Origin of the sequence: Halomonas sp. PAMB 3264 (assembly GCF_031954245.1) — a bacterium.
Taxonomy (GTDB): domain Bacteria; phylum Pseudomonadota; class Gammaproteobacteria; order Pseudomonadales; family Halomonadaceae; genus Vreelandella.
This window is the reverse complement of record NZ_CP134866.1, coordinates 2412158-2426738: the sequence shown is the minus strand read 5'-3', so window position 1 is coordinate 2426738 and position 14581 is coordinate 2412158. Positions and strand designations below refer to the sequence as shown.

The 14581-nt window shown below is 63.5% G+C and carries 10 protein-coding genes; 8 read left to right on the top strand and 2 right to left on the bottom strand.

Annotated features, from left to right (window positions below):
* Nucleotides 1-9 precede the first annotated feature (9 nt).
* The 5 genes from hrpA to RN347_RS10890 all read left to right on the top strand — a co-directional run bounded on the left by hrpA (nt 10) and on the right by RN347_RS10890 (nt 7811).
* A complete protein-coding gene (gene hrpA, locus RN347_RS10910; protein WP_311958242.1) occupies nt 10-4011 on the top strand; it encodes an ATP-dependent RNA helicase HrpA in 4002 nt (1333 codons plus the stop codon).
* A 115-nt stretch (nt 4012-4126) separates the two neighbouring features.
* Nucleotides 4127-5248: a beta-ketoacyl-ACP synthase III gene (locus RN347_RS10905; RefSeq protein WP_263586766.1), complete on the top strand. Its 1122-nt coding sequence runs from the start codon at nt 4127-4129 to the stop codon at nt 5246-5248.
* 136 nt (nt 5249-5384) lie between these two features.
* Nucleotides 5385-6104 (top strand): VacJ family lipoprotein, encoded by a 720-nt coding sequence (locus RN347_RS10900; protein WP_409335801.1) that lies wholly within the window; start codon nt 5385-5387, stop codon nt 6102-6104.
* 8 nt (nt 6105-6112) lie between these two features.
* A complete protein-coding gene (locus RN347_RS10895) occupies nt 6113-7306 on the top strand; it encodes a PP2C family protein-serine/threonine phosphatase (protein ID WP_311958241.1) in 1194 nt (397 codons plus the stop codon).
* Complete coding sequence (locus RN347_RS10890) at nt 7296-7811, top strand: STAS domain-containing protein (protein ID WP_263586769.1); 516 nt, start codon at nt 7296-7298, stop codon at nt 7809-7811. Before RN347_RS10895 ends, RN347_RS10890 begins: the two co-directional genes overlap by 11 nt.
* A 106-nt stretch (nt 7812-7917) precedes the next feature.
* Here the strand turns inward: RN347_RS10890 and tal are convergent, their stop codons facing one another.
* Both tal and RN347_RS10880 read right to left on the bottom strand, forming a co-directional pair.
* Entirely contained in the window at nt 7918-8853 is a 936-nt protein-coding gene (gene tal / locus RN347_RS10885; protein ID WP_311958240.1) for a transaldolase, read from the bottom strand.
* A 28-nt stretch (nt 8854-8881) separates the two neighbouring features.
* On the bottom strand, nt 8882-10525 hold the full coding sequence (locus RN347_RS10880; protein ID WP_311958239.1) for a methyl-accepting chemotaxis protein: 1644 nt from the start codon (nt 10523-10525) through the stop codon (nt 8882-8884).
* Between the two features lie 192 nt (nt 10526-10717).
* On the opposite strand from RN347_RS10880, the gene RN347_RS10875 reads away from it, so the two are divergent.
* The 3 genes from RN347_RS10875 (at nt 10718) to pstC (ending at nt 14581) form a co-directional block, all read left to right on the top strand.
* A complete protein-coding gene (locus RN347_RS10875; RefSeq protein WP_311958238.1) occupies nt 10718-11905 on the top strand; it encodes a multidrug effflux MFS transporter in 1188 nt (395 codons plus the stop codon).
* A 153-nt stretch (nt 11906-12058) separates the two neighbouring features.
* Nucleotides 12059-13075 carry a substrate-binding domain-containing protein gene (locus tag RN347_RS10870; RefSeq protein WP_311958237.1) on the top strand — a complete coding sequence of 339 codons (1017 nt, stop codon included), beginning with the start codon at nt 12059-12061 and terminating at the stop codon, nt 13073-13075.
* A 126-nt stretch (nt 13076-13201) separates the two neighbouring features.
* Nucleotides 13202-14581, top strand: a complete 1380-nt coding sequence (gene pstC / locus RN347_RS10865; protein ID WP_311958236.1) for a phosphate ABC transporter permease subunit PstC — start codon at nt 13202-13204, stop codon at nt 14579-14581.

Sequence of the window (14581 nt, the reverse complement as noted above, 5' to 3'; positions counted from 1 at the left end):
TTTCTCCAGATGGAATTTGAGCCTAACGTGACCACCGAGACGCCCTCCTTGACCAGCGCCGACCAGGTAACGCAGCTCGAGCGCGCCCTCGACGAGTTGACCCTTCGCGACCGCCACCGCCTGGCGCGGCGAGTCGACGGGCTCAAGCGGCGTCTGCGTGAGGACAAGCCCATCGACCGCGGCTTGGCCGAGCTGAGCCGCGACATCGACAAGGCCCAGCGCCATTTCGAGCGCCGTGCCTCGACCCATGTGGCGGTCAGCTACCCGCCCAATCTTCCCGTGGTCGAGCGCCGCGAGGACATTCTGGAGGCGATACGCGATCACCAGGTGGTGGTGGTGGCCGGTGAAACCGGCTCGGGCAAGACGACCCAGCTGCCCAAGATCTGCCTGGAGCTCGGCCGCGGCCGCCGGGGGCTGATTGGACACACCCAGCCGCGGCGTCTTGCCGCGCGCAGCGTCGCCATGCGTATCTCCGAAGAGCTCGAGGTGAATCTGGGCGAGCAGGTGGGCTATCAGGTGCGCTTCACCGATCAAAGTGCGCCGAACACCCTGGTCAAGCTGATGACCGACGGGATCCTGCTGGCCGAAACCCAGCACGACCCGATGCTCTGGCGCTACGACACGATCATCATCGATGAGGCCCACGAGCGCAGTCTCAACATCGACTTTCTGCTGGGATATCTCAAGCGCCTGCTGCCCAAGCGCCCGGATCTCAAGGTGATCATTACCTCGGCGACCATCGACGTCGAGCGCTTCGCCGCCCACTTCAGCGACGGCAAAAAGCCCGCGCCGGTGGTCGAGGTCTCCGGGCGCGCGTATGACGTCGACGTGCTCTACCGCCCGCTGGTACGAGGCGACGACGACGAGGAGGATCGCACGCTACAGGAGGGGATTCTTCAGGCGATTGGTGAGATCGAAACCCTGGAGCGCGAGCGCGGCTGGCTGCACGGCCCGCGGGACGTGCTGATTTTTCTGCCCGGCGAGCGCGAGATTCGCGAAACCGCCGACACCCTGCGCCGGGCGGATTTCAAGGGCACCGAAGTGCTGCCGCTCTACGCAAGGCTTTCCAACGAAGAGCAGAACCGGGTGTTTGCCCCGCACCGCGGCCGGCGCATCGTGCTGGCCACCAACGTGGCGGAAACCTCGCTCACCGTGCCCGGCATTCGCTACGTGGTCGACCCGGGGCTGGTGCGCATCAGCCGCTACAGCTACCGGGCGAAGATCCAGCGTCTGCCCATCGAGCCGATCAGCCAGGCCAGCGCCAACCAGCGTAAGGGCCGCTGTGGGCGGGTCGCCGAAGGCGTGTGTATTCGCCTGTACGACGAGGAGGATTTTCTCTCGCGCCCGGCGTTCACCGACCCGGAGATCCAGCGCACCAATCTCGCCTCGGTGATCCTGTCGATGCTCTCGTTGAAGCTTGGCAATATCGAGGCGTTTCCCTTCGTCGATCCGCCGGACAGCCGCTTCGTCAAGGATGGCTTTCGGCTGCTGTTCGAGCTCGGCGCGGTGGATCAGAAAGAGCAGATCAGTCCGCTCGGGCGCAAGCTCGCAAGGCTCCCCATCGACCCTAGGCTTGCGCGCATGGTGCTCGAAGGCGCCGAGCGCCAGAGCCTTCGCGACGTGCTGGTGGTGGTGTCGGCGCTGGCGATCCAGGACCCGCGCGAGCGCCCGGCGGACAAACGTCAGGCGGCCGATCAGGCCCACCAGAAATGGCACGACCCGGACTCCGACTTCGTCGCGCTTTTGAATTTGTGGCACGGCATCGAAAACGCGCGCGCCTCGCTTTCCAGCAGCCAGCTGCGCCGCTGGTGTCGCGATCATTTCATCAATTACCTGCGCATGCGCGAGTGGCACGACACGTTCCGCCAGCTCAGACAGCTTTTGCGCGACATGGAGATCGAGGTGCCGGGGCCGCTGCCTGCCAATGAAGACGAAAGCGAGGAGCAGGCGCGCCAGGCAAGGCGCAAGACGTCGGCCCGGCTTCACCAGTCGCTGCTCTCCGGGCTTTTGTCGAATCTGGGTAATCTGCTCGAGAACCGCGAATATCTGGGCGCGCGCAACCGCAAGTTCTTCATCCACCCGGGCTCGGGGCTCGCCAAAAAGACGCCCAAATGGGTAATGGCGTTCGAGCTGGTCGAAACCACCAAACTCTACGCCCGCACCGTGGCGAAGATCGATCCGACGTGGATCGAGCCTCAGGCCGAACATCTGGTCAAGCGAAGCTACAGCGAGCCGCACTGGGAAATGAAGCGCGCTCAGGTCGTGGCCTTAGAGCAGGTCACGCTGTTTGGTCTTCCGATCGTCTCACGCCGGCGGATCAATTTTGGTCCCATCGACCCGAAAGCGTCCCGCGAGATCTTCATCCGCCGGGCGCTGGTCGAAGGCGAATTTCAGACCAAAGGCGCGTTTTTCACCCACAACCGTGAGCTGATCGACGAGGTCGAAGCGCTCGAGGACCGGGCGCGGCGTCGCGACATTCTGGTCGATGAAGAGACGCTGTTTGCCTTTTACGATGAGCGCATTCCGTCTGATGTGGTCAACGGCAAGGGCTTCGAGCACTGGCGCAAGCAGGCCGAGCGCGAAACGCCCGAGCTTTTGCACTTCGACATCGCCTCGCTCAAGGCACGCGAGGCCGAGGACGTCACGCGTGCCCAGTACCCGGATTACCTGACCCTGGGGGGCGTTGCCTACCCGGTAAGCTACCACTTTGCCCCCGGCGCCGAAGACGATGGCGTCACGCTTACCGTGCCTGCGGCGATGCTTTCGCAGCTGCCGGCAAACGCGCTGGAGTGGCTGGTGCCGGGGCTTTTGCGCGAAAAGTGTATTGCGCTTCTGAAGTCGTTGCCCAAGAGCATTCGCCGCCAGGTCGTGCCGATTCCCGACTGGGTCGACGCCGCGCTGCAAACGCTGGTGCCCGGGGAGCGCCCACTGACCGAGGCGCTGGGCGAGTTTCTGCGCCAGCGCACCGGCACCCGCGTTCACCCGGACGACTGGCGTTTCGACCAGCTCGACGCGCACCTGATCATGAACGTGCGCGTGGTCGACCACGCGGGTGAAACACTCGGCCAGGGGCGCGACGTGCGCGCGCTGGAAAAGCGCTTCGAGCAAGCGGCCAATTTGGGCGCCCAGGCGCTGGCCAGAGAGGCCACCCAGGCACCGGCTCTAAACGAGCTCCCACCATCGCCGCTGCCCGAGTCGCGGGTGACTACCCAGGCCGGCATCCGCGTGGAGGCTTACCCGGCGCTGGCCGTCGACGGAGCGTCCTTCAAGGTGGCGCTATTCGATCACCCGGCCAAGGCCCTGGCCGCGCACCGGGAAGGTGTGGCGCGGCTTGCGATCACCCAGCGCGGCGAGCGGGTCAAGGCCATTCGCGCGCTGCCACGTCTTGAAAAGTGCGCGCTGCTGTTCACCAACGTCGGCGCGAAGTCCGCATTCATCGACGACGTGCTGCTGGCGGTGTTTACCCAGGTCGTGGCCATCGATCCGCTGCCACGCTCGGCGGGGGAGCTGGAGGCCCGCCTTAATGAGGTGGAAGACCAGCTGCCCGAGCGCGCCGAAAAACTCTTGAAAGAGGTCGAGGCGGCGCTCAAGGCGCATCTCGAACTCGCCAAGCGGCTCAAGGGCAATCTCGACTTCTCCCAAGCGCTCGTTTATAGCGATGTGCGGGCGCAAATGCAGCGTTTGGTCTATCCTGGCTTCATCCGTGATGCGGGGGCGTGGCTTTCGGAGTACCCTCGGTACTTCGACGCCGCGCTGATACGTCTTGAAAAGGCGGGGCGCGAGCGCGGGCGCGACCAGATGATGATGAAAGAGATTCAGGCGCTGGAGGCGAAGTTCGACGCAAGGCGTGAAAGCGAGCGCCGCGGCCAGGTCGAGGATCCGGTGCTGGTCGCCTTCGGCTGGTGGATTCAGGAGCTTCGCGTGTCGCTGTTCGCCCAGCAGCTTGGCACTCTCATGCCGGTGTCGGTCAAGCGCCTCGAAAAACAGTGGGAAGAGATTACGCGCCCGTAAGGCGCAACGCGCGCCCTCCAGGGCCGGGGGCGACGATGACACTCAACGCAGCAGGCCGAGTGCCTAAGCAGGCCAGGTACCGGGGTCGTTGAGCACAACGCGAGGGAGAACAAGTATGAATGACGTGGTGATTACCGGCACGGGCCTATATACACCGGAACACGCCATCGACAACGAGGCGCTGGTCGCGACGTTCAACGCGTTTGTTGACCGTCACAACGAGCGCTTTAGCGCCGAAATTGCCGCCGGCGAGCGCGAGGCGCTGGCCTACTCGAGCAGCGAATTCATCGAAAAGGCCTCGGGCATCAAAAGCCGGTACGTGCTCGATGCTGAGGGTATTCTCGACCCGGCGCGCATGCGCCCAAATCTGCCACAGCGCAGCGACGACGAGCCGTCGATCCAGTGCGAGATGGCCGTCGAGGCCGCTGGGCAGGCGCTGAAAAATGCCGGCGTCGAGGCCGAGGGAATCGAGCTCGTCATCGTGGCCTGCTCGAATCTGGAGCGCGCCTATCCGGCGGTGGCGGTCGAGATCCAGCAGGCGCTCGGCACCGCGGGCTACGGCTTCGACATGAACGTCGCCTGCAGCTCAGCCACCTTTGCCATCGAAACCGCGGCCAACGCCATCGCGTCAGGAAGCGTCAAGCGCGCGCTGGTGGTGAGCCCTGAAATCTGCTCGGCGCATTTGAACTTCACTGACCGCGACAGCCATTTCATCTTCGGCGACGCGTGCACGGCGGTGGTGCTCGAGCGAAGCGATCTCGCCGTGGCGAGCCAGCGCTTCGAGGTGCTGGGCACACGTTTGGTCACCCGGTTCTCGAACGCCATTCGCAACAACGCCGGCTTTTTGAACCGCGTGACCGACAGCGATCCGCTCGGCGTCGACAAGTTGTTCGTGCAGCAGGGGCGCCAGGTGTTCAAGGAGGTGTGCCCGATGGTGGCCAGTCTCATCACCTCGCATCTGGCCTCGCTCGAACTCGAAGGCTCTGACGTCAAGCGATTGTGGCTGCATCAGGCGAACCGGCACATGAACGATTTGATCGCGCGCAGGGTGCTCGGGTTCGACCCCAACGAAAGTCAGGCGCCGATCATTCTCGATCGCTACGCTAATACGAGCTCTGCCGGATCGATCATCGCGTTTCACTTGCACCGCGACGATTTCAAGACTGGCGACACTGGCCTGATCTGCTCCTTCGGGGCAGGCTATAGCGCCGGCAGCGTCGTGCTGCGCTGTCAGTAGACGCGTGTATTAAATAAAGCAGGGACACACTAAAAAAGAGGGAATCATCATGTCAGGGTTACTAGCCGCCTCAAGGGCCAATCGACTCAACGCCGGCGCGCTCAAGAGCGTTTTGCCGGTCGTGCTGCTGGCCACCATGGGGCTGTCCGGCTGTGCCAGCACCCAAACGACGGCGCAGCAGGCGCACCCGGACGACCCCTGGGAGAGCTTCAACCGGCGCGTGTTCGCCTTCAACGACGTGCTTGACCGCTACGCGTTGAAGCCGGTCGCCACCGGCTATCGCAACGTCACGCCAGACCCGGTGCAGACTGGCGTGGGCAACTTCTTCTCCAACCTCGGCGAGATCCGCACCGCGCTCAACAGCCTCTTGCAGGGCAAGCCGGCCAACGCCGGGCTTGCGACGTCGCGGTTTTTGATCAACTCGACGGTCGGGATCGGTGGTCTTCTGGACTACGCGACCCATATGGAGATCACCGCCGACGAGGAAGATTTCGGCCAGACCCTAGCGCGCTGGGGCTGGAGCGACTCGCGCTATCTGGTGTTGCCGCTGCTCGGCCCGAGCACGCTGCGCGACACCACGGGCCTGCCGGCGGATATCGCGGCCTACCCCAATACCTACGTCGAGGACGATGCGGTACGTATCAGCCTGACCGCGCTCAACGTCATCGACACCCGGGCGGGGCTGCTCGACCAGGAGTCGCTGATCAGCGGCGACCGCTACCAATTCATTCGCGACGCCTACCTGCAGCGTCGCCAGTTCATGATCAACGACGGCGAGCTCGGTGACGACCCCTTCGCCATGGACAGCTTTGAATTCGACGATGCAGATTTTGGTGACGATGACGTCGCCGACTGAGGCTTGATATGGATTCCTCCAAGCATCTGATCGCGGTCATCGATGCCCCGGGCGATGAGCGCGATGCGCTCACTCGCGCCATCACCTGCCGCGACATGGCGGTGCTGGCCGCCAGCGACATCGAACGTTTGCCCGACAACGTCGCGCTGGTTGTGGCGCGGGTCGGCGTGGTGCCCCGCGAGCAGTGGGCGCTGTTGGCCGCCCGGGTGCCAACGTTGGTAGTCAGCGACTCCCGTGAGGACCAGGCGCTCTTTCAGGCGGTGGAGAGCGGACTTCTGGATCACGTGGTCGACCCCTTGCGACACAGCGAGCTTTTACGGCGCATGATTCGCAAGGCGGTCGAACTCAGTGCGCTTGCCCGCGAGCGCGAGCGCGACCGGGCGCGCCTCAAGGAGCTCAACGAAAGCCTGGAGACGCACTTGGCGCTTTTGCGCATGGACCAGCAAAGCGGCGGGCATATCCAGCGCCGTTTGCTGCCGGTGAACGCGCGCACTATCAACGGCATTCGATTCGATTACTGGTTCGCGCCGTCGCTCTATTTGTCCGGCGATTTTCTCGACTATCAGCCGTTCAATGAGCGCTTCAGCGCCTTCTATTTTGCCGATGTATCCGGCCACGGCGCCTCGTCGGCCTTCGTCACGGTGTTGCTCAAGTACTTGTTTATTCGCTGGCTTAACGAGTGGGACGGCCAGGCGCCGGAGCGTTTGGCCGCCACATGGCTCAAGGCGCTCAACCGCGAGCTTCAGGATACCGATATCGGCAAGCACGCCACCCTTTTCGTGGGGGTGATTGACCACGAGGCCAAGACCCTTCACTATTCGCTCGGTGCACAGCTGCCGATGCCGATACTGGTGACCGACCAGGGCCTGACGCGCCTCGAGGGCGAAGGCATGCCGGTCGGGCTTTTCCCCGATATCGAGTATCCTTCTCTTAGCTGTGACCTTCCGCCTGACTTTCGCCTGTGGCTCTGTTCAGACGGCGTATTGGAATGCTTGCCGGGTAAGACGCTCGACACGCGGCTCATGGAGCTTGAGCAATTAGTAAGCGAGAGTGAGACACTCGAGCGGTTGCGCGACCGGCTGGTTCAGACCAACGCCCTGCTGATGGAGGGGGAGACGGCTGACGAGGAGAGCCAAGACCGCAACGCTTTACCCGACGATCTGACAATCATGATGGTGAGCGGATTTGGTCATGCTGATTGAGGAAGGCCGTATCAAGGCGGCATTCGATTCCGGGGTTTTCATCCTGAAGCTCTGTGGCGACGTGCGCCTGACGCTCTGCGCCACGCTCGACGTCCAGGCCCAGCGGCTCGCCGACACGCCCGGGCTTCGCTCGGTGATGATCGACCTGCGCGAGGCGAGTAACGTCGACTCCAGTGCCCTGGGCTTTCTGGCCAAGGTAGCCATGGCGGTGAAAGGGCGTCTGGAACATCCGCCGACGATCATCGCTGACAACCCCGATATTCAGAAAATGCTGGATGTGATGGGGTTCGCGCGTTTTTTTACCCTGGTCGAGGCGCCGCTTCAAAACGCGGGCGGCATTGACCCGACGCTGACCGAGCTGCCCGAAGTGCCCACGGACGAGGAGGGGCTGCGTGATCGAATCCTCGAGGCTCACCGTATCCTGATGCACATGAACGAACACAACCGCGAACAGTTTCAGCCGCTGGTCGACATGCTGGAATCCCAGGACTCGCCGGTACACTAGGGTCATCGCTCGATGACCCTTCGCTTGACATCAAAGGCCCCGGGGCGCAACCCCCGGGGCCTTTATCATCTCCGCCTGGGTGGCACGGCCCGCCCCGCCGGGGTGATCACTGGCGCAGTTTGGCCAGCAGCTCCTCGAGCTTTTTCTGATCCGCCATGAACTTGCGGATGCCTTCGGCGAGCTTGTCGTGGGCCATTTCATCATCGTTCATCGCCCAGCGAAACTCCTGCTCGCTCAAGGCGTCATCGGCGCCTACCTTCGCGCTTTTCACGCTCAGCTTGCGCTCGAGCGTGCCGTGCTCTTCATCGAGCTCGTTGAGCAGCGCCGGCGAGATGGTCAGGCGGTCGCAGCCGGCGAGCGACTTGATTTCGTCGACGTTGCGAAAGCTTGCGCCCATCACGATGGTGGCGTAATTCTGCGCCTTGTAGTACTCGAAGATGCGCTTGACCGAGGCCACCCCGGGGTCGTTGTCGCCGCTGAAGTCGCCGTCCGGATTTTGCGCCTTGTGCCAGTCGAGAATACGTCCGACGAAGGGCGAGATCAGCGTCGCGCCGGCGTCGGCGCAGGCCTTGGCTTGGGCGAAGCCGAACAAGAGCGTGAGGTTGGTACGAATGCCGTCGCGCTCGAGCGCTCGCGCCGCCTGAATCCCCTCCCAGGTCGAGGCAGTCTTGATCAGAATTCGCTCGGCGGGAACGCCGTTTTTCGCGTAACGCTCGATCAGCGAGTGCGCTTTTTTGATCGTTGCCTCGCGGTCAAACGAGAGTCGCGAGCTGACCTCGGTAGAGACGTAGCCTGGCACCAGCTCGCTGATTTCGGAGCCGATCTCTACCGCAACCCGATCCACCGCCTCGTCGATGTCCGCGCTTTCGCGGGCGATGACGGCGAGGCGCTCGCGGCGATCCTCCTGCTGGGCGGCCTGCAGGATGAGCGACGGGTTGGTGGTGGCATCCTCCGGGCGAAAGCGGCGGATCGTTTCCAGATCGCCGGTGTCGGCGACGACCTTGGTCATCTCTTTTAGCTGCGCGAGTAGGCTCGTGCTCATGTAAGGCTCCTCCCTATTGAGTCCAGCCCTACTCTAACAAGGCTTCCGGTCTGTGGATATTGCCGCGGGCCGATTGCACCAACGCCTGGTCGGGGCGCCAGTGAAAGCCGGCCGGCGGAGCATCGTCGATTTGAAAAGCGTCGGCGGCTTCTCTGAGCGCCTCGGCGATCTGCTCGAGTGCGAGCGCGTCCCGGGCGCTTTGTTCGACCCGGTCGGCACTGGCCCGGTGGGTTTGGGTCTGCTCGGCAAGCGTGGCGTTGAGCCGCTCGATATGACGATGCTGCTCCTGGGCGGCGCTGGCGATGTGCGCCATCAGGCGATTGGCCTGCTCGCCAGCGTCGGCGATGTCGTGCATGGTGTCGCTTGCCTGGCGCGAGCGCGCGTAGCCCTGCTCGATCTGGCGGCCCGACTCCGCCAGAAGCGCTCTGATCTCGCCGGCGGCGTCGGCGCTTCGCGTGGCGAGCGTTCTGACCTCCTCTGCCACCACCGCGAACCCCTTGCCCTCGGTGCCGGCGCGCGCTGCCTCCACCGAGGCGTTGAGCGCGAGAATGTTGGTCTGAAACGCGATCGCATCGATGGCCTCGACGATCCCGTCCACTTCGCGAGCGCGCGCCTGGATGCGCTCCATGGTGGCGAGAAAGTCGCTCATCACCTCGCTTCCTTCGGCCGTGCGCGCTCGGGCCGAAGCGGTCAGGTTGGCCGCCTCGGCGGCAAAGCCGGCGGTGGAGGCGGTGTGCGTGGTGAGCTCGTCGAGCGTGGTGGTCGTGGCCGCGTGAAAGGCCTGCTGCTCACGACTCTGTACGGTCAGCTCTTCGCTTCCCAGTGCCAGGCGCTGGGCGCTTTCGAACATCGAGCGGCTCTGGGTGTGAAGCTGGGTGACGGTGTCGATGAACGCGCGGCGCATGGTGTCTAGCTCGGCGTAGAGTTGGCCGATTTCATTACGCCCCGGGCTCTCGACCTTCCGGCTCAAATCGCCCCTGGCGAGGGTACGAAGATGGCCCACCAGGGTTTTGATCGGGCGCAGAAAGTAGCGCTGCCCGATCACGGCGATCATCAGCAGAATACCGAGCGTTGCCAGCACGCCCGCGATCAGCGCCTGGCCGAGCGTGGCGGCCTGGCGCTCGGCGCGCGAGAGCAGGGTAGAGCCCTGTTGATCCGCCAGGGCATAGAAGGCGCGCGCCTGCTCGCTAAACGCCTGGCTGAGCGTGAGTGCCTGGGCGGTAAGCTCGCGATACCCGCCGCGGTCGCCGGCGCGTACCGCCGCAAGCTGCTGCTCCATCGTGGCGATCAGCGCCCGAGCCGACGCCTCGAGCGCGTCGCGGCCGGCGTAGTCGGCGCTGGCAGCGAGAAATCGCGCCAGGCCGCTGTTCATCTCTTCGAGGTCGCTTTCTACCGCTTCGAGCGCCTCGATCGGGTCGCCAAGCGAGGGCCGGAGCTGACGCTCGAGCGCCCGGTCGAGGCGGTGAAGCCCTTCAAGGCCTGATATGTGCACCCGATTGAGCGAGGACGCCTGCTGGACGTTGACCCGCTCGAGCAGCGCCAGATCGTTTTGCCCCCGTTCGATCACGCTCCAGGCAAGCAGGGCGAGGGCCACGACGCAGAGCGTGACCAGCGATAGCGCCGCCAAGGCCAGCGTGCGAAGCGAAAGGTGGTGAAGCGCTTTGAGGGTCATGGGCAGTCCGGGTTCGCGTAGTAAAATAGCAGTAGACTAAGCGCGGTTTGTTGCGGTTTTTTGAACCGGGACCTCGAGCGGCGAAGAAGTGCCGTATCATGAAAGCACGCGCGCCGGGCGTTTTCGTCGCTAACGCCGTGATGTTTCGGTTCGGGTGCTTGATGACAGGGTAGCGATGCGATAGGGAGATTCATGCAGCTCAACTCACGCCGGGTGGCGCTTTTGGTCGCCGCCAACACCGCGCTTGCGCCGTTTGCCATCGATGCGTACCTGCCGGCGATCGGTATTCTGGCCCAGGCGATCGATGAAAGTATTCACCGCACCGAGCTTTCGATCAGCATGTTCTTGTTCGGCTTTGCGCTTGGCCAGCTCTGTTTTGGCCCACTCTCCGACCGGGTCGGGCGCAAGCCGGTGTTGATGGGCGGGCTGGTGGTTTTTTTGCTGGCCAGCCTTTTGATCACCACCGTGGATAGCCTTGGCGCGCTGCTGGCCTGGCGCTTCGTGCAGGCGCTCGGCGGCGGGGCGTGCGTGGTGAATTCGGCGGCGATCGTGCGCGACTGCTTTAGCGGGCGCGAAGCGGCGAGGGTGATGTCGACCATGGCAATGATCATGATGCTGGCGCCGCTGGTGGCGCCGGCGGTGGGCAGCCTTTTGCTGCGCGTCGGCGACTGGTGGCTGATCTTCGTGTTTCTGGCGGCCTACGCCGGATTTTTGCTTTGGCTTTTGGGGACGAAGCTTCCGGAAACGCGCGACATGAGCCTGCCGGCCGCTTCGCCGCGCCAAGTGCTGCGTAACTATGCAAGCGTGCTGCGCCACCGCGAGGCGATGGGGTATATCTGCGCGGTCGCCGCCTCCTTCGCCGGGCTTTTTGCCTTCGTCACCGCCTCACCGTTTCTCTATCTGGACTATTTCTCACTCTCTCCCCATGTTTATCCGGCGGTGTTCGGGGTCAATGTGGTGGTCATCGCGCTCTCCAATCGGGTCAATATCTATCTTCTGCGCTACCGCACGCCGCAGCAAAACCTGCGCCTGGGGTTGGGCGTACAGCTGGTGGCGGCGCTGGCGCTGGTGCTCGTCAACGCCCTGGGGCTGGCCTCGCTTTATGTCGTGGTGCCATTGATCATGCTGTTCACCGGCATGATCGGGCTGATCACGCCCAACGCCATCTCGTCGCTGCTGGATCATTTTGGCCATATCAGCGCCACGGCAACGGCGCTTTTGGGCGGTATTCAGTTCACCTGTGGGGCGCTTGCCGGCGTGGTGGTCGGGCTTTTTGAGGTCGATCACCTGGGGCCGATGCTGCTCACCATGCTGACGGTCGCGCTGCTGGGCAACCTGGGCGTGCGCTGGCTGACGCCGCGCTCAGTAACGCCACCTTAATGCGCGCCTTGGGCCATGCACGTTAAAAAAAGCAGGTGAGCGCGGCGCTGTCATATAATTGCAATCAAAGCGCGGCAGACTCCTCGGTGTTGAAGGCCACAGGGCCACCTTTTCCAGCGGCGCGCTGGATTTCACACCAAGGGGAACGCAACGATGAATGTAACCAAAAAGACGCTAAGTGTTGCCGTAGTCGCCGCCCTGAGCGCTGGCGTATCCAGCGTAGCCATGGCTCGCGACACCATTCAGATTGCGGGCTCTTCTACCGTACTGCCGTTTGCCAGTATCGTTGCAGAAGAGTTTGGCAACACCTATTCCCAGTTCAATACGCCAGTCGTGGGCTCCGGTGGCTCCAGCGGTGGTCTGCGTCAGTTCTGTCAGGGCGTCGGTGAAAACACCATCGACATCGCCAACGCCTCGCGCCCGATTCGTCAAAGCGAAGTCGAAAGCTGCGGCGAGAACGGCGTTAACGACATTCTCGAGGTGAAATTCGGCTACGACGGTATCGTCTTCGCCTCGCGCTTGGATCAAAACGCGTTTGAGCTGACGCCGGAATTCGTTTTCAAGGCCGCCGCCGCCAAGCTGCCCCAAAACGGCGAGCTGGTCGACAACCCCTACACCAACTGGTCCGATATCGACGATAGCCTGCCGGACCAGGAAATCACGCTGGTAATCCCGGCTTCCAACCACGGTACCCGTGAAGTATTCGAAGAGCGCGTGTTGCACGCCGGCTGCGACACCGTCGCGGAAGTGGAAGAGGACGCCTGTAACAATCTGCGCGGTGACGGCCGTATCGTCGAAATCGCCGGCGACTACACCGAAACCCTGGCGCGCCTGGACGCTCAGGAGAACGCCGTGGGCGTGTTCGGCTTGAGCTTCTACGACCAGAACCGTGACCGCCTGCAAGTGGCGACCATGGACGGCGTCGAGCCGAGCCTCGAAACCATCGGCTCCGGTGAATACCCGGTATCACGTCCGCTGTTCTTCTACGTGAAAGGCGAGCACCTGGACGTCATCCCCGGCCTTGCCGAGTACACCGAGTTCTTCCTCAACGACATGACCTCCGGCTACGGAAGCCCGTTGGAAGACGCCGGCCTGATCCCGATGGACGAAGGCGAGCGTCAGGAGCAGCTCGAGCAGTTCGAGTCGCGCACCGTGGTCAGCGCCGAGTAACGTCTGGCCCGCCTTGCGACAGGCGCCGTGCCTGACAACGCAAGGCAGGTGAGAAAGTGATTGCGCCGGCATCGAGGCATTCGATGCCGGCGTTTAAACGTAGAAAGTAAAAGGCGAAGACATACCATGAGCAATTTTGCCTTGATCGCCACGCTTTTGATGCTGATGGCCTTGGCATATCACCTGGGGCTGACGCGCAGCCGCGCGGTGGCGTCAAGCCGCGACGTGCGACTGCACTCGCGCCCGGGTTATTACGGCGCGCTGGTTGCCCTCTGGTGCGGGCTGCCGGCGCTGGCCATTTTTCTTCTCTGGTCGTTTCTGGCGCCCCAACTGATCGACACGTTGGTCACCGGCCAACTGCCGCCAGAGCTTGTAAGCGGGCTCGGCGACCAGGAGATGCAGACCCTGATGCGTCGCATCTCGGCGCTGGCCGATGGGCGCGGTGTCGCCGGCGGTGGAAGCCCGGAAGAGCTTGCCGCGGCGAGCCACATGGCGCGGCTGCAAACGCTTGAAAACATCGCCCTGATCGCGGTGATGGCGGTGCTGGCGGTAGCGGGGCTGGTGCTGGCGCGGCGGCGCATTTCACCGACCTGGCGGGCGCGCAACCAGGTTGAGCGGGTCATTACCTTTGCGCTGGCCGCCAGCTCGGCGATCGCTATCCTGACGACGGTCGGCATCGTGCTGTCGATGCTGGGCGAGGCACTGCGCTTTTTCAGTTTCATCCACCCGGCAGACTTCTTCTTCGGCACGGTGTGGAACCCGCGCTTTAGCACCGCTGGTGCGAGCGGGCAGGGCGAGTTCGGTTTGCTGCCGCTTTTGTGGGGCACCCTTATGGTTAGCGCCATCGCGCTTTTGGTCGCCATCCCCGTGGGGCTGATGACGGCCATCTACATGGCGGAGTACGCCTCGCCCTGGCTTCGAAGCATCGCCAAGCCGATCATCGAGATTCTGGCGGGCATTCCCACCATCGTGTACGGCTTTTTCGCGCTGACGATCATCGGCCCGTTTCTGTCGATGCTCGGTGACCTGGTGGGCATCAATATCCGCACTACCAGCGCCATGACCGCCGGCATCGCCATGGGCATCATGATCATTCCGTTCGTCTCGTCGCTGTCCGATGACATCATCACGCAGGTGCCCAAATCACTGCGTGACGGCGCGTTGGGCCTTGGCGCGACCAAATCGGAAACCGTGCGCCAGGTGGTGCTGCCTGCGGCACTTCCCGGCATCGTTGGGGCGTTTTTGCTTGCGGCGAGCCGGGCGATCGGCGAGACCATGATCGTGGTGCTGGCGGCGGGCAACAACCCGGTGCTGCACGCCAACCCGTTCGAGGCGGTCTCCACGATCACCGTGACCATCGTCAACCAGCTCACCGGGGACATGGACTTCGCCAGCCCCCAGTCGCTGGTCGCCTTCGCGCTCGGTTTGACGCTGTTCGTGATCACGCTGGGCTTGAACGTCATCGCACTGGTCGTGGTGCGCAAATATCGTCAGCAATACGAGTAG

What these genes read in the sequence shown, in the direction of transcription:
- hrpA (WP_311958242.1), top strand. Translation starts at nt 10, where the DNA reads ATGGAATTTGAGCCTAACGTGACCACCGAGACGCCCTCCTTGACCAGC.
- pstC (WP_311958236.1), top strand. Translation starts at nt 13,202, where the DNA reads ATGAGCAATTTTGCCTTGATCGCCACGCTTTTGATGCTGATGGCCTTG.
- RN347_RS10900 (WP_409335801.1), top strand. Translation starts at nt 5,385, where the DNA reads ATGGGGCTGTCCGGCTGTGCCAGCACCCAAACGACGGCGCAGCAGGCG.
- RN347_RS10905 (WP_263586766.1), top strand. Translation starts at nt 4,127, where the DNA reads ATGAATGACGTGGTGATTACCGGCACGGGCCTATATACACCGGAACAC.
- RN347_RS10890 (WP_263586769.1), top strand. Translation starts at nt 7,296, where the DNA reads ATGCTGATTGAGGAAGGCCGTATCAAGGCGGCATTCGATTCCGGGGTT.
- RN347_RS10880 (WP_311958239.1), bottom strand. Translation starts at nt 10,525, where the DNA reads ATGACCCTCAAAGCGCTTCACCACCTTTCGCTTCGCACGCTGGCCTTG.
- RN347_RS10895 (WP_311958241.1), top strand. Translation starts at nt 6,113, where the DNA reads ATGGATTCCTCCAAGCATCTGATCGCGGTCATCGATGCCCCGGGCGAT.
- tal (WP_311958240.1), bottom strand. Translation starts at nt 8,853, where the DNA reads ATGAGCACGAGCCTACTCGCGCAGCTAAAAGAGATGACCAAGGTCGTC.
- RN347_RS10870 (WP_311958237.1), top strand. Translation starts at nt 12,059, where the DNA reads ATGAATGTAACCAAAAAGACGCTAAGTGTTGCCGTAGTCGCCGCCCTG.
- RN347_RS10875 (WP_311958238.1), top strand. Translation starts at nt 10,718, where the DNA reads ATGCAGCTCAACTCACGCCGGGTGGCGCTTTTGGTCGCCGCCAACACC.